Below are 19,478 nucleotides of genomic sequence, written 5' to 3'. Positions count from 1 at the left end.
TAAATATAAATAAATCTTTCTATAATTTCCTTGTAATACGCAGTACAGCGATATTATTCATAAAAAATAGGCTACCCATGGGTAACCTATTTTTTAATGATGTTTTTATAATAGAGCAATTCGTATATCTAGTTAAGTTCTTCCTCATCAATAATTTCCTCAAAATCAATATCAATAATATCTGGGAACTCTGTTTTCATATTTCTGTATTCTTTAATTATATCCTCATTGGATAAGTCAAGGGATTCGGATAATGCTGTTGATAATCTTTTTCCCATAGGCTTCATAGTTGAATACGTTATTGTTCCAGATACAAATCCACCTACAACAGGTATAATTTTTGATACTCCTTTCGCAAAGATATCTTTGTTTACTTTTATTCCAATCATAGCAGCAACTTTTTTTATTATCGGATAATAAATAGTCTTGGTTAAAGCTTTCTGTGGTAGTTTTTTAGCAATCGTATTAGCAAAGCCGGAAGATACGAATTTGATTGCGGAAGTTGAACCACTAACACCAAACATAACTCCCAAGTATAAAATTAGATTATCTCTAGCCTTTTCAGTATCCAAATGTTCATCAAGCCATAAATCTTTATGTCCATATAGGTAAGCCAACTCTTGCGCTAATTTTAGAGTAGTACCAAAGAATTGCAGCATATCAGCCGGAATCGTACCTACCATAGCAATTCCACCTGGGAGACCGGCTGCAAAGGATTGAGAAGAACTAAATAACGTTCTTTTTTGTATTAATGATTTAGCAATATTATCTAGCTCTTTTTTACTTATTCCAGCATTATAAGGGCCATCTTCAATAATCTTTTCTAATGTAGATGCACTAACACGTTCTGAAAATCGCTTTGTGAGAAAGGTAGTGCGTTCAACTCTTATTCCAGGAATTTTGAGTGATGCCTCTAATGCTGTATTAAAGTTTAATTTGGGTTTAACTGTTTTTTCCAAATTAATGTCCTCCGATATTATTTTTAGATAAATGTAAATTTATGTATTGTTTAAAGAAGGTTCATACTATCTTCTTTATGGCGCACAAGATAAATTCTTCCCTTAGATTTTTCAAAATATTTTATATTATTATGGTAATATAAATGCGCCAGATATACTAGTTTTTTACCAGAAAATTATTAAAATCTAGTGAAATAATCCTGCTATTCATAGAAGATGAGACAGCATCAAATTTTCCTTGTATATAATATTTTCAATAAAATTTTTACAATTAATTGATACCTTGAATAGTCCCTGTTGTTTCAAAGGAAATAACACCAAAAGTGAAATTTTCTTATTATATTCTTATATCTCTTAACAGATCCCCACACAAATTTATCGAATTAGAGAAAAGAAATGTAATTAGTTGGATAAAATGTTGTTTTTGTATTTATCATAGTTTAGGTAAAAGGTATTATTTAAATAATAGTAATGAGGGGCATAAATTCTGTTGCTTTATTGCAAGTGCTAATTGAATAATTTAAAGAGCGTATAGAACATTACAAAGAAAAAATAGTGTAAATGAGAATTGTTTACTTTTAACAATCAGAAGTAAGGGAGAGGTAAAAGATCATGAAAAATAATCATAAATTGGCACTTATCGTTGCCTACTACTTGTCTAGATTCTACGTCGATAGAAAGGATCCTAAACCTCTTGAAAACATAGGTTTACAAATGGGCATTACCAAAGCATATGAAGAGATAGGTAAACGATTAGATGTTAAACCTCGTACAATAAAAAATATGAGAGATCATTTTGATCCTTTGCATGGACATAGGAGTGGTTGGCACCAAGAGTCACTGCGTCCATCCCATATTGAAGTTTATGAAAAATACAAGCATCTAAGCCAAGAAGCCATGATTGAGATTGTTAAAGAGATTATAAATCAAAACGATTTAGACAATGAAATAGCTAATAATATAGCTATCTACATAGACTCAATAAATTCAGAGGATGAAGATAAACAAAAGCAACAGAAAGAATTTGGTACTAGAGGTATTACAGGAAAAATGGCGGAAGAAATATTTAAAGAGAAATTTGAAAAGGGTGAGTTTAATGGGGCTACTGCTTCGCTTTTTGACCGACGAGATGATGGATGTGGGTACGATTTTGAATTAGGAGTTCGACCGAAAATTGTCTATGAAATAAAGGGCTTGGCTGGAGAAAAGGGAGGAGTAAGCTTTACAGATAAGGAATGGAGTGTAGCTAAGGAGTTAAAAGAACGTTATATTTTGGTTCTTATAAGTAACATAAATGAAGAACCCAAAGTTAAGATAGTTGTGAATCCATATGAAAATCTCCAAGCCCAAAAAAGAGTATATACTACTATTGCTATTAACTGGTCTGTTGGTGCTAACCAACTTGATTAAATAGGACCACTGAGATGTTGGTCTTATTTTTGCCTTAATGCAGAATATTTGTTTGTTGTAGTCAGACATATAAGTAACCTTATGGTATTTATACTAAATCTTGATTTGATTTGATGGTTTAAACCATGTATTGACAAATGATTTTTTAAAAATTTAGTTATGCTATTTATATTAACCAGCTAATCCATATGTTCTTTCAAGGTATTTTCAGCCACTATTACCATCATTATTAGAAAATATGGTAAAATAATCCCATAAATATAATATGGGGGTATAGTATGGTCAATATACATTTGCCAATTTATGATTCTGTCAGATTAATAATAAAAAATATGAAAGATAAAGGTAATGACTGGGAAGCAATTGAAAATCAATTCGATGCCCTGAATATGATGGGGGTATTGTCTAATGATGTAGATAAATCAATCTGGATTGATATTGTTAAAGAACAGAGGGAAGAATATTACAAGGCAGAAAACATCGAAAAAATTAATGCAGATACCTCAATAATTGCCGCCGGAGAAGATAATGATACGTTTATTCCGACTGATCCCAGATCATCCTGGCAACTTTATAAACAAAAATTGCTCAAAAACGGCTGGAGAAAAGAAGCTGTTCAAAATCTGGAAAAAAGCACTCTTACTATTTTAAAAAAGTTAAATAAGGATACAACTGAGACAGGACCAGTAAAGGGTCTTGTAATAGGTCAAGTTCAATCGGGAAAAACTGCAAGTATGGCTGGCCTGATGGCAATGGCAGCAGATTGGGGATGGAATTCCTTTATTGTACTTTCCGGGATGATAGAAAATCTGCGTGTGCAAACTGAAAATAGACTTATAACAGACCTTAATAACAATGGAACGGCAACTTGGATTCCTTTACATAAAGTATCTAAGAGATCACCTGCTGGGTACAGACTTCAGGATTTGCATATGGGAGAAGGGGCTTCGGAGAGATACTTAAACGTTTGTTTGAAAAATAAGACTAGACTGGAAAACCTTATTGCTTGGCTCAATGGAGATAAAAATAAGTTAAAGCAAATGAAAATATTAATTATTGATGATGAGGCAGACCAGGCAAGCGTCAATACAAAAAATATTGACGAAGAAGAGCGTGCGAAAATAAACAAATTAATAATTGATTTAGTTGAAGTTGAAAAAGAAGGAGTCAAACCCAAAGCAGTTAATTATATCAGCTATACAGCCACTCCTTATTCCAATTTTCTAAACGAATCTGATGAAGAATCCCTTTATCCGAAGGACTTTATTGGAGTATTGCCAGTATCGGATGAATATTACGGCCCTAAGCAGATTTTTGGACTTGAAGAATCTGAAGAGTATGAAGGGCTTGATATTGTCAGAGATATTACTGAGGATGAAATAGAGGGAATTAAAGAAATACAAGAAGGTGAATTGTCAGAAATTCCAAAAAGCTTTCAAGACAGTATCTGCTGGTTTTTATGTGCAACTGCAGCAATGAGATATTTCGAAATTAATAAACCATTTAGCATGCTTGTTCATACAAGTCAGAAACAGGCCCATCACAGTAATATTGCTAATGCGATAGCTAAGTGGATAAACTCTAATAAAACATCATTGGCAGACATGTGCAAAGAAGTTTATCAGTTTGAGACTTCACGGTTTACTAAAGAGAAGTTCAGAATTGGTTTTACAAATTATCCTGTCAAGAATGAACAATTAAATGACTATCCGAAATTTGAGGATTTAGTTCCCTTTATTAAAGATATTATCAGCTGGCTGTCCCATATTGAAATGGATGATCAAGGTGACCTAAATTATCACAAAGGCATCCATTTATGCATTGATAACAGTTCCAATACAGGCATTACAGATGAAAATATGCATGTTAGGCTTGCCTATCCGTCCAAGAAACAGTTAGAAGAACTTGGGACTGCACCAGCTTTTATTATAGTTGGAGGAAGTACTTTATCCAGAGGTCTGACAATAGAAGGACTGGTCAGCACCTATTTCTTAAGAGCTTCAACTGCAGCAGATTCTCTCATGCAAATGGGAAGATGGTTTGGTTACAGAAAAAATTATGAAATGTTTCCAAGGATTTGGATGTCGAAGGATACCTATGGTAAATTCAGATTTTTAACGTTGTTGGAACATGAACTAAGAGAAGAACTGGAAGTATTTGCTCTAGGACAAAAAAGCCCTTCTGAATATGGACCAAGAGTGAAGAATACGCCTAAAGTTTCATGGTTGCGTATTACAGCTAAAAATAAAATGCAAAATGCAGAAGAAATTAATATGGACTTTACTGGATCGTCTATACAGACTATCCATTTTGAAAATAACTTTGCGAAGCTTCGCAAAAATATTGACGTTACAGAAAATTTCCTGCTGAATCATTGCGGCTCACCAATAATGTCTTTGGCAGGGAATGCAATTTACTTTAAAGATATTGATTTTGGGAAGATAAAAGATTATCTTCTTGAAATGGACTTTAATTCAAGATCACGTGTATTTAATCAGATCGAAACATTTTGTGATTGGTATGAGCAGGTTCAAAACGAGCTGAACTTCTCGGGATGGAATGTAATAGTCGCTGGTGCAGGGAATGTTACAGAATCAGGTGAAAACAAATGGTTCCTGGATCCTTATTATTTAGGAAAGGTTCACCGTTCAGCCAAGCTTATGAATTACACAAACGATATGGTGAATATTGGAGTTTTAAGAGGTCCTTCTGATGTCTTTGCTGACATTAATAATAAAGATTTCCATGACAATAAAAAGCCGAAGATTAGAGGGATTTCAAATACAAAAATAAAAGAAGAAAGAGAAACTTATGGTTTAGGAGACGTGCCTCAGCTTATTATATATCGTATTGACAAGGACTCTGAAGCTAGAACTAATAATAATGGAGGCAGTTCGGACAGAAGAGATTTGAATTTTAAAGAAGATATAATCGGTATTTATATGAACATACCGGGCGATTCAGCTCAAAAGCCGCATGCAAAGGCTCTCAGAGTAAGAATTAATGTTACAAATAACGATAACAATGAGGAATAGTATGGGGGAAACAAAATGCAGATAGAAATCGCGAAAATGGAGAGAATGGCTGAGCGGGGAAGTTCTCTCCTCAGATTAATACAGAACAGTCATACTCCTTTATTGGACCTTTTAATAAGAGAATCTATTCAAAATAGTACGGATGCGGCAATAGATTCCAGTTTGCCTGTACGATATGATATATCAGTAAAACAATTCAATAAAGATGCAGTAACACATTTTGAAGGAATTTCAGAAAAGCTTGAAGAAAAATATTTTGAAGGCATCCAAAGATCTATAGTAATAAGAGATTCCAACACAACAGGACTGACAGGTCCGCTGCATCACTCGTATATTAAGAATAATAGCTATGGAAATCTTCTGAAATTAGTATATGAAATAAGCATGCCGCAGGAGAAAAAAGAAGCAGGAGGCTCTTGGGGTCTCGGAAAAACAGTATACTTTCGAATGGGAATAGGATTAGTTCTATATTATTCACGAATCAAACAAGACGACGGTACTTATCAGTCCAGGCTTGCAGCCTGTATGGTAGAAGATGAGTCAAAGCAAGATACCATTTTGCCATATGAGCCTAATGTGCCGCGAAGAGGCATTGCCTGGTGGGGACAAATGCATGCGGATGGTTCCACAATGCCTGTTACAAATGAAGCGGTAATTAGCAAAATCTTATCTGATTTTAATATAAGTCAATATAAAGGAGCAGAAACCGGAACAACGGTAATAATTCCTTTTATTAATCCCGATAAGTTAATACCTTTAAGGGAAAGCGAAAGTGAAACTGAAAATTGGTGGCATAGAGATATTGAATTATATTTAGATATTGCTATACAAAGATGGTATGCTCCCCGTATTGACAATAAATATTACTCGTATGGAAACTTTTTGAATCCGTCTGTTAACGGTAAAGTTATTAATAAGGATAATATGGAACCGATCTTTTCCATATTCAGAACTCTTTATATCGCCGCTGCAAGAGGCATTCATTTAGTTCCGGAAACAGAGAGAAAAAATATAACAGTAAAAGATATCGAGCTTCATAGAAGCCTTTCCAAAACTAAAGCTGGGACTGCGGCATTCTTAAAAGCAAATAAAGAAAAACTTCAAATGACGATACCGCATAATAAAAAGTCGCCATTTGATTATCTGGATATATCTCATTCACCAGAATCCAATAATCCTCCAATTGTTGCATACTTAAGAAGACCTGCTATGGTCGTAAACTTCGAAACAGAGGGAAAATGGGCGAATGGGGTAGACAGGACAAATCCTGACGAATTTATTGTTGCATTATTTGTTCCCGATTCGGAAAACTTTTTAACAGGAGTGAATGAAGATGTCAGCTTAGATGAATATTTGCGGCGAGGAGAGAAGGCTGATCATACTTCTTGGGCTGATATTACTATAGAGGACAGAAAACATACTATAGTGGAAAGAATTCAGAAAAGAGTTGCACAGTCTATTCGTGAAGCTTTTAATTCGGAAGTTGAGAGAGTAAATGTTTCAAAGAGCCATGCATTAAGCAAATCACTGGCAAAGTTCTTTCTGCCTCCTGAAGGTTTTGGAAATTCTCCAAGTATTCCGCCGAGAGGGGGAGGAGGATCTGGTGTGTCTAAGAAAAGAACAGGGAAGTTAGTAATTTCAGAAATAAGTATAAACAATAGCGGAACTATGGACATGAACTTTGAAATCATTCTCCCCAAAGGTATTGAACAGTTAATGGTTGAGGTCCTTATTGATTCTGAAGGAAATTCTAAGATAAGCGGAGATGAGTGGGAGAACAACGACGTAATCGGAACACCATTTCCTGTAGATATTAAAGGGGTAAATCTGTTATCCTTTAACAAAAACAAACCCGATTCAGCATTATTTAACATAGATATACTTACTACTCAACGCTATAAAGCTAAGAACAAATTTATAATTAGTATTAACGGACACGCAGGAGAATTGAAAGGAAACATTCTTCTCCGTAACAGTGACCCTATGATTCATGCTTATATGCAGGAAGAGCTGGTCAGCTTCAAGGGGGTCAATAAATGAGTTCGTCAATATTGTTTCATAGAGTATTAGATGACCAATTGTTTCAGAAGATCGGATACATGCCTCAGCCTCTTAAAGGATGTTATATAAATGAGTTATTTGAAGAAATTGATCTGTCAATAGAACCCTTAGAAGGGCAAGAAAAAGTATATCAGCTTGCAGATCCAAAAGTTCATTGGGATCCGGATATTCATAATTTAATATTAAGTCAGGAAATTGTAATTGCAAATCCGATGTTTTTGTTTAATACAGGAGGCCTGGTAACATCTGACTCTGTTATCGGAGTAGCTTTAAGATGGTATTCAAAAGACTCATCCCAATATAATGTATTTCCGGCTGGAGAAATATCTTATTCTGATGTTTCCAATAAGGTAATAAATATCAATGTTGAGATTCCAGAAGGTAATTTAAGGGGTAAAGTAACTTTTGATATTGTTCTTTATCTTGCCAAACAGGGACTATCAATGAAAAATGCTGTTGCAGGTACTATATTGGGAGTTTTGGAGAATAAACAGATAATATTTGACGGGGAATCATCCATATTTCCTATTGTGGAAGTTAATGATCCCAAAAAACCTCTTTGGTGGGTTACTTGTGACATTGATGAACCGTTATACGATCGATTTACAGAGGATAATGTTGCTATTGTCATTAACACAGGGCATAAAAATTCGAGACTTCTAAAAATAGAAAAAGGTATTGGATCTTCGCCAATTCTGATGGAAATTATAGCTACTGGACTCCAGATTATTATTGAAAAAGTTAAAGAATCCGGAGATTGGCAACAAATTTTGACCAATAAATCTGAACCGGGCAGCATTGGCCAGGCTATTTATTATTTCGTCAATACTTTCAATTGGGACGTCACATCTCCGGAAAATTTAGCAAAATCAATAAGAGAAGATTTCGATAAACGGTTTTAAGTGAGGAGTATGGAAAATGTGGAAAACTCTATCAAAAACAGATGCCCGGAAAGAATTTCTGACATGGGAACACGAAAAAGCTCCGGAACCTGACTGTGAAGATAAATATATGGAATTAAGAAAAAGATTAATTGAAGCCAACGATCTGACTGTGCAATACCTAGCTGAGAATGAAAGTGATTCAAGAAAGAGGGATTATCTTTATGATTTAAAGTTTGGTCTAGAGATGTATAATATATTGATGAATGAATATAATTTCACTCCTAGGTTAGCGGCGAATGATCAAATTTGGATATATTTATCAATGAAGGCAGTGCCCGATTTAGTATATAGGAGATGGGGATTATCGGAGTCGCGATTTTATAAACAGAGCAGAAGAATATGGCTGAAAACAATTTGGTGGTACATCCACTTATCCTGGACGGACAATATTGATAAAACTTATCAAATATTAAGAGGTTTTACCACTGATGAAATTGTTCAACTGGTGGAAAGGTCCGGACCGAATGGCTATAGAATAGATGTTACTAGGGAAATAATGTTCCAATTCAGCCAAGTACAAATGAATAATCAAACCAGAAATTTGTTTAGAAAAATTATGAAATTAAATACTGCAAGAATCAAAATTGTAGAACCTGCACTTACAAAAGGCGGTACAAAATATTATGTTGAGGAGTTAATTAAGTATTTTGATGAAAGCAGAAGAAATTATTAGAGAAAATAACCTGTTACCAAAAGTGGTAGATTTGTTTTCGGGATGTGGCGGTCTCTCTTTTGGATTCCATTTAGCAGGTTTTGATATTGAAACAGGTATTGAAATTGATCAGCAAGCCTGCAATACTGTCTCATTAAATTTGCATTGGAAGCAGGGAAAAGACAAAGTACATTTATGTAGGGATATAGCAGAAGTAAAAGCTTCTGAACTGCTAGTCAGTAGCAATCAGCCATTAATCACTATAGGGGGTCCTCCATGTCAGGCTTATTCGAGAATCGGGAAATCTAAGCTGAAATCTCTGGGGGATCATAGATTTGGTTTAAATGACAAAAGAGCATTCCTTTACAAGGAATTCATTCGTATAGGAACGGATTTGAATTCTGATGCTATTATTATGGAGAATGTGCCTGAATCTGTTAATTTTCTCGGTATGAATATACCTCAGATAGTCTGCGAAGAACTAAAAGATAAAGGTTATAACGCGATTTGGACCATACTGAATTCAGCCGATTTTGGAGTCCCTCAGACTCGTGAAAGGGTATTTATTATTGCTGTTAAGGGGAATTTTGGAGATATAAGTGTTTTACCACAACCTACACACATTAATCCATCAATTAATGAAATTGGTAAAATGAACAATAAATTTAAAAAGTTTGAAAAATATACTAATTTTCGGTTTCCGTTAATTGCGGATCCCAAAGCACCAAGGTGGGTAACTGTAAAAGATGCTTTATCGGATCTTCCTGCATTATTTCCTGATTCTAATGCAAAGTACACATTGCATAAAATGCAGACAAGAATGTCATATCAGACACCTCCCGTTAATCAGTATCAAAAATTGATGAGAGGATTAAACACTGATAATTACATGGATATGACAGATGCTAATTGTTTTAGAAAAACAGTGAGAGATTTTAGGATCTTTGAAAAAATGAAGCCAGGCGATGATTATATTAAAGCTCACGAAATTGCTTTGGAATTATTTAGAGATGCATGCGAGTATTACAATATCAGCAGAAATGACGGAGAAGCTTATGATAAGCTAAAGAAAGAGTTTGTACCACCGTATGATACCAGCAAATTCCATTCAAAGTGGAAAAGGCTGGATTCGAATAAACCTTCCCATACATTGGTCGCGCATCTTGGAACGGATACATATAGCCATATACATCCGTTTGAACCGCGCGGCATTTCGGTACGGGAAGCAGCAAGACTTCAATCATTTCCAGATTCATTTACTTTTAATGTTCCAATGAGCAGTGCATTTACTCAAATTGGAAATGCTGTTCCTCCATTATTGGCCAAAGGTGTTGCACTAGCAGTATTAAAGAATTTAAAAATAAAACGCGGAAATTGAGTGATTTCTATGGATTTATCTGAACAAATCAGAAAAAAATTTGCCAATATATCTATTGAAAATGCCTCCAGACTTGATGGGTTTGAAGAAGAATCTGCATCATGGGCCATCAGATTCAAGGACGCGTATGCTGTAGGATTTGAGGTAGATGAAGGCATAAATATAAATGAAACTTTTGCAAACGTTGAGTTCTTCACTTCCAAATATAAAATTGGAGAAAGTGAGAAACATTTGTTGCTGCTATCTAGCAGTGAAGAAAGTTTGAGGAATGAATTTGCAGGGATTTGTGCACTATTTTTGGAAATGGGTGAAGAAGGAAAAAAGAGAGCTGAATTGAATGCAAATCCAATTGAGTGGTGGCAAAACTGGAAGAATCTTATCGGAAACAGGAATGTCGAAAAGACTGTTCACGGACTGTTGGGAGAATTGCTTATTTTATACTATTTAAAGAAAGAGGTGCTGTATGAAATAAAAGCTGAAAATTGGACAGGTCCTAACGGAAAATCATTTGATATTCAGACGAGTAATATAAACTTTGAAGTGAAGTCTTCATTAATTAAATATAATAATATCGTTACAATATCTGGCCAATATCAGTTAAGACCAAACAGCGATCTTTCTTTAATGTTTGTAAAATTGGAGGAGCCAGGAACAGAATCAGCCGGTTCAGATGTACTGAGCATAGAAATATTAATTCAAAAACTGGCCGATCTTGGACTGGACTATAACATATTAAACAATAATGTTTCAAAATTGGGCTATAAAGAAAATTCTCAGGACAGAAAGAGGAGCTTCAGAGTTTTGGAAATTAGAAGATATCCGATAAATGATGATTTTCCTTATATAAGTCAAGATTCTTTAACAAATGTAAATAAAAAAGAACACATTCTGCAAATTTCTTATAAAGTTGATTTAACTGGACTAGCCTACGAACAGATAGGATTAAGTTTTATCTGATAATATTGAAATTGAACCGTCACCTGTAACAGGTGCGGTTTTTATATTAAACACTTAAAACGAAAAGTAAGGGTGTATCTTATAGTGGACAGGATATCAAAAGAAAAGCGGAGAAGGAATATGTCAGCGATCAGATCTGTTTCAAAGCTGGAAGATGAAGTATGCAGAGCTCTATGGAACAAGGGAATAAGGTTTAGAAGGAACTCGAAAAAATTATTAGGAAAGCCCGACATATCTATTAAGAAATATAAAATTGTTATATTTATTGACTCCTGCTTTTGGCATCAATGTCCGCTGCATGCTAATATGCCCAAATCCAATGTTGATTATTGGGAGGCAAAGTTAGACAGGAATAAGATGAGAGATGCAGTGGTAACAAATTATTATAAAGAAAACGGTTGGAATATTTTAAGAATTTGGGAACATGAACTTAAAGAAGGCTTTGATCGCACTATTGAGAAAATAAGCTTTTTCATCAATAATTGCAAGTAAACGGAGTGAATAAACTAGATGAAATTTAAAAAAGGGGAACTATTCTGCGGTCCTGGGGGTTTGTCGCTTGCTGCCCAGCAAGCGGAAGTTATCGGAAAAAACGGAGAAGTTTATAAAATAGAACATCAATGGGCAAATGACTTTGATGAGTGGGCATGTGAAACATTTAGGCATAATATCTGTCCGGAAAGACCTAAATCTGTTATTAACTGTGATGTTAGGGAAATAGACATCGAACGCCTTGAACCAATAGACGGGTTTACTTTTGGTTTCCCATGTAATGATTTTAGTGTTGTTGGAAAACAAAAAGGAATTGAAGGGGAATATGGCCCCTTATACTCCTACGGAGTAAAAGTATTGAACATCCATAAACCGAAATGGTTCGTTGCTGAAAACGTAAGCGGACTTCAAAGCGCTAACGGAGGAAATACATTTAAAAAGATTTTAAAAGAATTAGAGAATTCTGGTTACACTCTAACAACACATTTATACAAATTTCATGAGTATGGCGTTCCTCAAAAGAGAGAAAGAATAATAATTGTTGGAATTCGAAATGATCTGGGTTTGAAATTTAAAGTGCCAAAGCCAACACATGGTTCTGCCGATGGCAGCCCGTATGTAACGGCAAAAGAAGCATTAGAAGACATTCCTTTAAATGCAGCGAATAACGAGATGACAAAACATACTGAAAAGGTAATCAGAATGTTAAAACACATCCCTCCAGGAGAAAATGCCTGGTATAAAGATATTCCTGAGGAACTTAAATTAAATGTTAAGAAAGCCAGGCTTTCTCAAATTTATAGGAGGCTACATCAGGAACATCCATCATACACAGTTACAGGGAGCGGCGGCGGAGGTACACATATGTATCATTTTAAAGAGCCGCGTGCATTAACAAACAGAGAACGGGCAAGACTGCAAACTTTCCCTGATAATTATATTTTTATGGGACCAAAAGAAAAAGTAAGAAAGCAAATTGGGATGGCTGTTCCTGTTGAAGGTGCAAAAGTGATATTTGAAGCATTATTAAAGACATTTGCAGGTGTGGAATACTTAGTTGCTGATGAAAAGTGGAAAAGTATTAATTTCTAAATTATAAAAAACTTAATTTAATATCCTTAGCAAAAGCTAAGGGTTTTTTAGTTTTTACTAAAAAATTTCATTTTGTAAAACTGTTAATGTATATTAATTTTTCATAATTATCTAAATCATTCCTTTCTTGTAGGAACGGTTTCTTTAAGTCTTATTCCCTTTATATAGTGCTCTAAAGTTTTTTGAGGGGATGACATAAATGTTTAGGGTATTATATATAGAATATTGGCTGACTGCCTCCCAGTAGTATAACTATTAACACCCTATCATCATATGATCTGATCATTTTGTCTTTATGTTTGCCGCCAGATACATTAGCAGGTTAGAATATACCCTGTATTTTCCAAAACCTTCCTGGTGAGAAGTAATAGTCCTTTTTGTTGTATAGTTGGTAGAATCAGATAAAAAGTTTTTTTATAATTGGATAATGTTATAATTTATCAAGATAATTGAATCTAATTTTAATATATAAATAAAGATAATATGTTCTATGTTAGTAAAGAGGGGGATATACATTGGGACTTGTAAAAAATAATCTTAATGTTTTAGATATGTTCTGCGGCTGCGGAGGATTGTCGCAAGGTTTTATTGATGCTGGATATAATGTTATATTGGGGGTTGATTTCGATGATGCAGCCCTTAAAACGTATAAATACAATCATCAAGATTCAGATGCGGCCAAAATAGATCTTTCTGTTGATAAGGGTATAGAGGAAATTGAAGAAAGGCTTATAGGAAAAAAGATTGACGTTATTATCGGCGGACCGCCATGTCAAGGGTTTTCTTTAACAGGGTCAAGAGATATAAATGATACGCGTAATACATTATATTTGGCTGTTGTAAAAGCGGTTAAAAGATTTATGCCTAAAGCCTTCTTGATTGAAAATGTACATGGAATCGCAACGCTATATAATGGTACAGTAAAACGGCAAATTATCAATACTTTTGAAGATATGGGATACAGTGTAACAGTATCGGAAAAGCCTCTTTTGGCAGCAGATTACGGAGTGCCTCAAAAGAGAAGAAGAATGTTTTTTATCGGCTTTCAAAAAGAATATGGGTACTTTGAATTTCCCGCTCCTACTCATAACCCAAATAATTATGTAACCTGTGAAGATGCCCTAAGCGATCTCCCTGGCCGAGAAGAAGAGTTGGGTGAAGAGATAGATGAATATACAATGTCTCCTCGAAGTTCCTACCAGGAACAGATGAGGAAGAATAGTACTAAGCTCTACAATCATGTAGCTACAAAACATACAGATTATGTAAAATGGGTAATTAGTCAGGTTCCTGAAGGGGGAAATTATAAGGATCTGCCTCCAGGTGTAGGGGAAAGCAGGAAATTTAATGAAGCCTGGACAAGATATCACAGCAAACAGCCTTCAAGAACTATAGATACTGGCCACAGAAATCACTTTCACTATAAATATAATAGAGTTCCAACTATAAGGGAAAATGCCAGACTCCAATCTTTTAGGGATGATTTCACTTTTCTGGGGAATAAAACACAGCAAAACAGACAAGTCGGGAATGCTGTTCCTCCATTATTATCCTATAATTTGGCAAAGGCAATGTACAAGCACCTTATTGGAGATCCAAACCGGATATTGGAGAAAAATATAGAAGAACAGCTTGTACTTCTATTTAATTGAAAGGTGATTTTATGAAGAAGCTGAATACACTTGAATTATTTGTTGGCTGCGGAGGCCTGTTGGAAGGCTTTGAACAGACAAAAAAATTTTCTACAATTGCGAGTGTAGAATGGAAAAGATATGCCTGCAACACATTAATTAACAGATTAAAAAATAGATATGATTATGTTGATGCAGAAAAAAGAGTTATTCATTTTGATATTCAAAGAACAGATGAATTGATTAACGGGTGGAAAGATGACCCTGAATATGGCGATGGAGAAGGCTTAAATAAAATTATAGAAAATAATGCAATAGATATTATTGTCGGTGGTCCACCATGCCAGGCATACTCTTTAGCAGGAAGAATACAGGATAAAAATAGTATGAAAGATGATTATAGAAATTATTTGTTCGAAAGTTATCTTGAAGTTGTAAAAGTGTATGATCCTAAAATTTTGGTTTTTGAAAATGTTGAAGGAATGCTTTCGGCTATGCCAGATGGAGAAAATATTACCGATAAAATCAAAAGAGGGTTTAATGAACATGGTTTTGATATTATTGATAATATAAGAGGACAAGCATTATTGGATTTATCAGAGTTTGGTGTACCCCAAAAGAGGAAGAGAGTAATTCTTGTCGGACTAAACAGAAAATACTTTGGGGATGAAAAAGAAAACGAGGAAACTCTACAGTACTTTTATAATGAAATTCTGGAAAGTTATAAAACAGAAAATAAATGTACAGTTTATGATGCCATCGGAAAACTTCCTAAACTATATCCTGCAGATGAATATAGATTAGGCGGGAAGAAGTATTCACATTTCCCGTATGAAACAACAATAAATTGGCATGTACCCAGATATCATAACAGAAGAGATATGGAGATTTTTAGAGTTTTAGCTGAAGATATAGCTTCAGAAAGGTTGAGATATACTAGCACTGAATCTCTTAAAGAGTTATATACAGAAAAAACAGGTAAGAAGTCAAATGTTCATAAGTACTTTGTACTAAGATGGGATCAGCCAAGCAATACAATACCTGCTCATCTTAAAAAAGATGGTTTAAGACATATTCACCCTGATCCTAGGCAGGCGAGAACAATTACGGTCCGTGAAGCTGGAAGACTACAAACCTTTAGTAATGATTTTGAGTTTCTAGGCAGTATGAGCCAAAATTATGAAATGATCGGTAATGCTGTGCCTCCTGAATTCGCAAAAAGATTAGCACTAGGAATATATGATCTACTGAATCATAAGGGAATGGTTTAAATCCATTCCCTTTTTTATATGATAATAGATTTAGCATCTGCAACTTTCTATTGATGAATTCATTCATAAAAAAACTACTCGAACAACATTGATTGTAATTAAGTCTCCTTTCAAAAATTAGAAACATCTATCAAAACATTTCAATAGTTTCCTGTTATTTTAGAATAGGTCGGGTCGAGAAGGGGCATTGAATTTTTATCCGTTTATCGTGGACTTGATTATTCGGGTTATTATTTTATTATCAATTTGCGGATAGGTTTGCGCCATCCCTTAAACACACAAAAAACACCCAACTCTCCAAAGTCAGGTGTCCATTCTCTACGTTATATTTTTCTTAGTTTCATAGGTTGAATCGGCCTTCATGCTCACCGGCAGCATTTGAATCGAGTCGATGACGCCATCAAGCTTCGTTTCAATACGATGCAACAGATAGAATGTCACGACGACAGGAAAGCCAACCTCCTGAATAAAAGGCAGAAGCTGCTCCACGATATTTCCTCCTTTCATATTTAGGATATTTTAGTTACATATGCAAAACATTAAGATGCTACCTTTTATAAAAACAAAGCCAACTCCCTTAAAAGAGAGTTGGCTTCAAAATAAGATTACACAAACTCAACTGATTCTACATTACGTTCAACCACACGAGCGCCTTTTTTAGCAACAAGATCACCACCAGATGTGAGAAAAACATTTGCAGATAGGATGGTATCCATAGCAGCTGATACTTTTGCAGGATCAACTGGCTCAATTGGGTTTTCAATGGAGATAGAAACTGTTTTGCCATCCTCGTTTGTAAATTGCATTTCTAGTGTTTTTGCCATTTTCTATTCCTCCTTTCTAGTATTTTAATAGGTGATTATTTGGATAACATAAATGTGTCATTACGCTCGATGTTAACAGTTGATAAGCTTTGAAGACTTAAGATAGCTGTAGCAACCGCGTACAGTCCATCAGCTGATGCAAAAGGATCAATGTTGTTGTAGTTCTTGTTTTTGTAGATTGCTTTCCCTTTGTCATCAACACCACCATCAAGTACTAAGCGTAATTGAGTAGCTTGAATATCTTGTAATGCCATGTGTCTCACCTCCTTTACACCTATGTTATAGAAGGGGAAGGGCAAAAAAGGGTCATTTCATTCAGAAATATTTTAGGCCTATGAACTATCTCTTCCACTTAAAAGTGGAGTTACTTTTGACGGCCTGTAATTTATCCTAAATTAGTTGCCATATCTATTAAAATCCTTCCTCAAACTCTTTTCCTGGAGAAAAAAAGAAAAAAATATAAACTTTTTTCTCAAAAAGCACACTGTCAGTTGTTCTTTACGAAAATACAACCTCGTGGTTTGTATACATTTTTCTATTTCTAGGATTTACTAGTTCTAGAGGTGATTTTATGTTATACAAGTTGGTAGGTCAAAGGATACAAAAGTTTCGTAAGGAGCGAAAACTCAGTCAGCAAGAACTTGCTAATCGAGTTAATGTCACAAAGAATCATATAGGAAATATAGAACGTGGTAATACCAGTGTTTCATTAGAAGTTTTAGAGAGAATTTGCCAAGTTTTAGATGTATTACCTGAGCAGGTCGTTTCGAACTATGAAATTATGAAACAGGTAAATAATCCACAAGTCCTTTTGTCGATCATCGACTTACTAAAGGACCAACCAATAGAAGTACAGAAGGAATTATTAAAGATCATTAGCGTTTTCCTTAAATCGTTCGAAACTCTTCTTTCTGAAAAACAGGACTAGCGTTAAAGCTACATACTTTAATAGATTGTTCCTCCAACAAACTAACCTTTGACCAATTCACTTCGGTAACTTATATCCCCCGCAACACACCCCATAAAAGGAGAGAACCTCATGAATCAAATTCAACCATTCTATGAAATTAATCCTCAAACGGTGGCCATTTTGTCCGTGGCTGAAATCGAGTATTCAGCAATCGTCGTTGAGGAGCATCGGAACATTCTTGTTAGGCAAACACCACTACAAATTATAAAGGCAGCTTGTTTAGAAGGTGGTGCTTCTTATGAAGGAAGACGAAAGGCCGTTACTTATCTAACTGGTGCTATTCAGAAAGTCCCAATCCCGATAAACCCTCGAAGAAAGATCTTCGCTTTTCCTACTCAATCACCAACGACGTGTGAGTGCAACTGGATTTTCTTCCACCACATCAAATCTATTGAACTTCCAAAGATCCCAAGTCCAACAATCCAATCCATTATTCATCTTAAAAATAATCAATCACTTTCCATGAACGAATCTTGTTATGTTCTGAAAAAACAATACGAACGAACGGCTATGTGTATCTTACAATATTCAGTTCCGGAACAACTGCAAACGTATTCATATATAAGTATATAAACTAACCCCGCAAACAAATATCACATAAAGGATGGCTACGAACCATGAACGGAAATTTACTACTTAATGATAAACCCTTACTCATTATCCCCACACTTGCCACTACAATCGGCTTAAATGAAAGTATTATCCTTCAGCAACTGCATTACTGGATAAAACGAAGCACTAACATACGAGAGGACCGTAAATGGGTGTATTTCACCTATGAGGAATTGGGAGGGCAATTCCCTTTTTTCTCAAAAAGTACGATTAGAAGAACGATTATGAGTTTGGAAGCAAGTGAGTACATTCTCGCTAAAAATTTCAATAAAATGAAAATGGATCAAACCAAATGGTATACGATTAATTATGAAATCGTGAATGATTTGCAAGGTGAAGAAAACAGTGACGAAGTGTTACAAGAGGGGGAAGAAATACCTTCACCTAAAACAGAGGAAGAACTAATTTGTTCAAATCGGACAGATGAGTTGCTCAAACTGGACAACCCATCTGTTCAAAATGAACAGCTCACATGTTCAACTTGGTCAAACCAGATGTCCAACCTGAGCAAAGCAATACCAGAGATTTCTACAGAGATTACTTCAGAGAATACATCAGAGACTTCTTCTTCAGTACAAGCAATTGACAACGAAGATGATCCGTTTCGATTTTTTGAACAAAATGGGTTTGGAAAAATCGGAAACTATTATGCAAAGAAAATGAAATCGTGGTGTGCGGAATTATCACCTGAAATCGTAATAGAAGCAATGAAACTAGCGTTAGAAAACGGATCAAACCGCTGGAATTATGTCGAGGCAGTACTAAAAGATTGGAGCAACAAAGGATACGATACTGTTACCGAAATACATGACGCGCGTCTTACATACAGTAAACAAAAACAGGCACAAATAAATAGAAAGCCAATCCGAAAAGAACTAATTCCAGAATGGCTAGTAGAGAATAAGCTCCAGAACACCACAGTAATTGATTTGGATTTTGAAGCGAAGAAAAAATTATTTGAGGAGAGGCTTAAGGCATTTTGTTAGGGTATCTTATCTATATTTGTACAGTATCACTTAGAGTGCTGAATAGGCTTAATGTGTTCTAGTCCTGTCCATCAAATACTCGAAAGCATTAGGCATCAGGCACTATCCTTCAACCGTTCATATAAGGGTATAGGTGAAAAGGTTGCTAAATGGTGTAACGTTTTTGTGCTAGTCTTTCTGATGAAAAAGTGTGTTAATCATAGG

18 protein-coding genes are annotated in these 19,478 nt (G+C 35.0%); 14 read left to right on the top strand and 4 right to left on the bottom strand.

What is annotated here, in order from left to right; translation table 11 throughout:
• Window positions 1-128: 128 nt before the first annotated feature.
• Window positions 129-959, bottom strand: coding sequence for a bacteriochlorophyll 4-vinyl reductase (locus ACWNMY_RS22395; protein ID WP_449540458.1), 831 nt, complete (start codon window positions 957-959; stop codon window positions 129-131).
• 612 nt (window positions 960-1,571) lie between these two features.
• Between ACWNMY_RS22395 and ACWNMY_RS22390 the strand changes: the two genes are divergently transcribed.
• The 11 genes from ACWNMY_RS22390 (at window position 1,572) to ACWNMY_RS22340 (ending at window position 15,882) form a co-directional block, all read left to right on the top strand.
• Window positions 1,572-2,369 (top strand): DUF3883 domain-containing protein, encoded by a 798-nt coding sequence (locus ACWNMY_RS22390; protein WP_449540457.1) that lies wholly within the window; start codon window positions 1,572-1,574, stop codon window positions 2,367-2,369.
• 278 nt (window positions 2,370-2,647) lie between these two features.
• Window positions 2,648-5,404, top strand: coding sequence for a Z1 domain-containing protein (locus ACWNMY_RS22385; protein WP_449540456.1), 2,757 nt, complete (start codon window positions 2,648-2,650; stop codon window positions 5,402-5,404).
• Between the two features lie 15 nt (window positions 5,405-5,419).
• Window positions 5,420-7,444, top strand: coding sequence for a hypothetical protein (locus ACWNMY_RS22380; RefSeq protein WP_449540455.1), 2,025 nt, complete (start codon window positions 5,420-5,422; stop codon window positions 7,442-7,444).
• The gene (locus tag ACWNMY_RS22375; protein ID WP_449540454.1) at window positions 7,441-8,367 is read left to right on the top strand and encodes a hypothetical protein; all 927 of its coding nucleotides are present in this window, start codon (window positions 7,441-7,443) and stop codon (window positions 8,365-8,367) included. The genes ACWNMY_RS22380 and ACWNMY_RS22375 overlap by 4 nt, the downstream gene beginning before the upstream one ends.
• Window positions 8,368-8,383: 16 nt before the next feature.
• A complete protein-coding gene (locus tag ACWNMY_RS22370; protein WP_449540453.1) occupies window positions 8,384-9,082 on the top strand; it encodes a hypothetical protein in 699 nt (232 codons plus the stop codon).
• Window positions 9,060-10,439 carry a DNA cytosine methyltransferase gene (locus tag ACWNMY_RS22365; RefSeq protein WP_449540513.1) on the top strand — a complete coding sequence of 460 codons (1,380 nt, stop codon included), beginning with the start codon at window positions 9,060-9,062 and terminating at the stop codon, window positions 10,437-10,439. The genes ACWNMY_RS22370 and ACWNMY_RS22365 overlap by 23 nt, the downstream gene beginning before the upstream one ends.
• Window positions 10,440-10,448: 9 nt before the next feature.
• Entirely contained in the window at window positions 10,449-11,396 is a 948-nt protein-coding gene (locus tag ACWNMY_RS22360; protein ID WP_449540452.1) for a PD-(D/E)XK motif protein, read from the top strand.
• Between the two features lie 81 nt (window positions 11,397-11,477).
• On the top strand, window positions 11,478-11,888 hold the full coding sequence (locus ACWNMY_RS22355) for a very short patch repair endonuclease (RefSeq protein ID WP_449540512.1): 411 nt from the start codon (window positions 11,478-11,480) through the stop codon (window positions 11,886-11,888).
• Between the two features lie 18 nt (window positions 11,889-11,906).
• Window positions 11,907-12,980, top strand: coding sequence for a DNA cytosine methyltransferase (locus ACWNMY_RS22350; RefSeq protein ID WP_449540451.1), 1,074 nt, complete (start codon window positions 11,907-11,909; stop codon window positions 12,978-12,980).
• A 515-nt stretch (window positions 12,981-13,495) separates the two neighbouring features.
• On the top strand, window positions 13,496-14,632 hold the full coding sequence (locus ACWNMY_RS22345; RefSeq protein WP_449540450.1) for a DNA cytosine methyltransferase: 1,137 nt from the start codon (window positions 13,496-13,498) through the stop codon (window positions 14,630-14,632).
• Between the two features lie 11 nt (window positions 14,633-14,643).
• Complete coding sequence (locus ACWNMY_RS22340; protein ID WP_449540449.1) at window positions 14,644-15,882, top strand: DNA cytosine methyltransferase; 1,239 nt, start codon at window positions 14,644-14,646, stop codon at window positions 15,880-15,882.
• 318 nt (window positions 15,883-16,200) lie between these two features.
• Here ACWNMY_RS22340 and ACWNMY_RS22335 read toward each other — a convergent pair whose 3' ends face one another.
• From ACWNMY_RS22335 to ACWNMY_RS22325, 3 genes are all read right to left on the bottom strand, one after another.
• Window positions 16,201-16,371: a YvrJ family protein gene (locus tag ACWNMY_RS22335; protein ID WP_449540448.1), complete on the bottom strand. Its 171-nt coding sequence runs from the start codon at window positions 16,369-16,371 to the stop codon at window positions 16,201-16,203.
• 116 nt (window positions 16,372-16,487) lie between these two features.
• Complete coding sequence (locus tag ACWNMY_RS22330) at window positions 16,488-16,706, bottom strand: DUF2922 domain-containing protein (RefSeq protein ID WP_449540447.1); 219 nt, start codon at window positions 16,704-16,706, stop codon at window positions 16,488-16,490.
• A gap of 35 nt (window positions 16,707-16,741) precedes the next feature.
• Window positions 16,742-16,960, bottom strand: coding sequence for a DUF1659 domain-containing protein (locus tag ACWNMY_RS22325; protein ID WP_449540446.1), 219 nt, complete (start codon window positions 16,958-16,960; stop codon window positions 16,742-16,744).
• Between the two features lie 317 nt (window positions 16,961-17,277).
• Here ACWNMY_RS22325 and ACWNMY_RS22320 point away from each other — a divergent pair, with 317 nt between their 5' ends.
• From ACWNMY_RS22320 to ACWNMY_RS22310, 3 genes are all read left to right on the top strand, one after another.
• The gene (locus ACWNMY_RS22320) at window positions 17,278-17,634 is read left to right on the top strand and encodes a helix-turn-helix domain-containing protein (protein WP_449540445.1); all 357 of its coding nucleotides are present in this window, start codon (window positions 17,278-17,280) and stop codon (window positions 17,632-17,634) included.
• A 111-nt stretch (window positions 17,635-17,745) separates the two neighbouring features.
• Window positions 17,746-18,249: a competence protein ComK gene (locus tag ACWNMY_RS22315; RefSeq protein ID WP_449540444.1), complete on the top strand. Its 504-nt coding sequence runs from the start codon at window positions 17,746-17,748 to the stop codon at window positions 18,247-18,249.
• Between the two features lie 44 nt (window positions 18,250-18,293).
• Window positions 18,294-19,274, top strand: coding sequence for a DnaD domain-containing protein (locus ACWNMY_RS22310; protein ID WP_449540443.1), 981 nt, complete (start codon window positions 18,294-18,296; stop codon window positions 19,272-19,274).
• Window positions 19,275-19,478: the final 204 nt, after the last annotated feature.

The organism is Ferdinandcohnia sp. Marseille-Q9671 (assembly GCF_976954385.1).
The sequence above is the reverse complement of the archived record's forward strand: the minus strand, read 5'-3'. Positions and strand labels throughout refer to the sequence as shown.

Excerpts from the sequence above, each read along its gene's own strand:
- ACWNMY_RS22390 (WP_449540457.1), top strand. The coding sequence starts at position 1,572 with ATGAAAAATAATCATAAATTGGCACTTATCGTTGCCTACTACTTGTCT.
- ACWNMY_RS22385 (WP_449540456.1), top strand. The coding sequence starts at position 2,648 with ATGGTCAATATACATTTGCCAATTTATGATTCTGTCAGATTAATAATA.
- ACWNMY_RS22380 (WP_449540455.1), top strand. The coding sequence starts at position 5,420 with ATGCAGATAGAAATCGCGAAAATGGAGAGAATGGCTGAGCGGGGAAGT.
- ACWNMY_RS22375 (WP_449540454.1), top strand. The coding sequence starts at position 7,441 with ATGAGTTCGTCAATATTGTTTCATAGAGTATTAGATGACCAATTGTTT.
- ACWNMY_RS22370 (WP_449540453.1), top strand. The coding sequence starts at position 8,384 with ATGTGGAAAACTCTATCAAAAACAGATGCCCGGAAAGAATTTCTGACA.
- ACWNMY_RS22365 (WP_449540513.1), top strand. The coding sequence starts at position 9,060 with ATGAAAGCAGAAGAAATTATTAGAGAAAATAACCTGTTACCAAAAGTG.
- ACWNMY_RS22360 (WP_449540452.1), top strand. The coding sequence starts at position 10,449 with ATGGATTTATCTGAACAAATCAGAAAAAAATTTGCCAATATATCTATT.
- ACWNMY_RS22350 (WP_449540451.1), top strand. The coding sequence starts at position 11,907 with ATGAAATTTAAAAAAGGGGAACTATTCTGCGGTCCTGGGGGTTTGTCG.
- ACWNMY_RS22340 (WP_449540449.1), top strand. The coding sequence starts at position 14,644 with ATGAAGAAGCTGAATACACTTGAATTATTTGTTGGCTGCGGAGGCCTG.
- ACWNMY_RS22330 (WP_449540447.1), bottom strand. The coding sequence starts at position 16,706 with ATGGCAAAAACACTAGAAATGCAATTTACAAACGAGGATGGCAAAACA.
- ACWNMY_RS22325 (WP_449540446.1), bottom strand. The coding sequence starts at position 16,960 with ATGGCATTACAAGATATTCAAGCTACTCAATTACGCTTAGTACTTGAT.
- ACWNMY_RS22320 (WP_449540445.1), top strand. The coding sequence starts at position 17,278 with ATGTTATACAAGTTGGTAGGTCAAAGGATACAAAAGTTTCGTAAGGAG.
- ACWNMY_RS22315 (WP_449540444.1), top strand. The coding sequence starts at position 17,746 with ATGAATCAAATTCAACCATTCTATGAAATTAATCCTCAAACGGTGGCC.
- ACWNMY_RS22310 (WP_449540443.1), top strand. The coding sequence starts at position 18,294 with ATGAACGGAAATTTACTACTTAATGATAAACCCTTACTCATTATCCCC.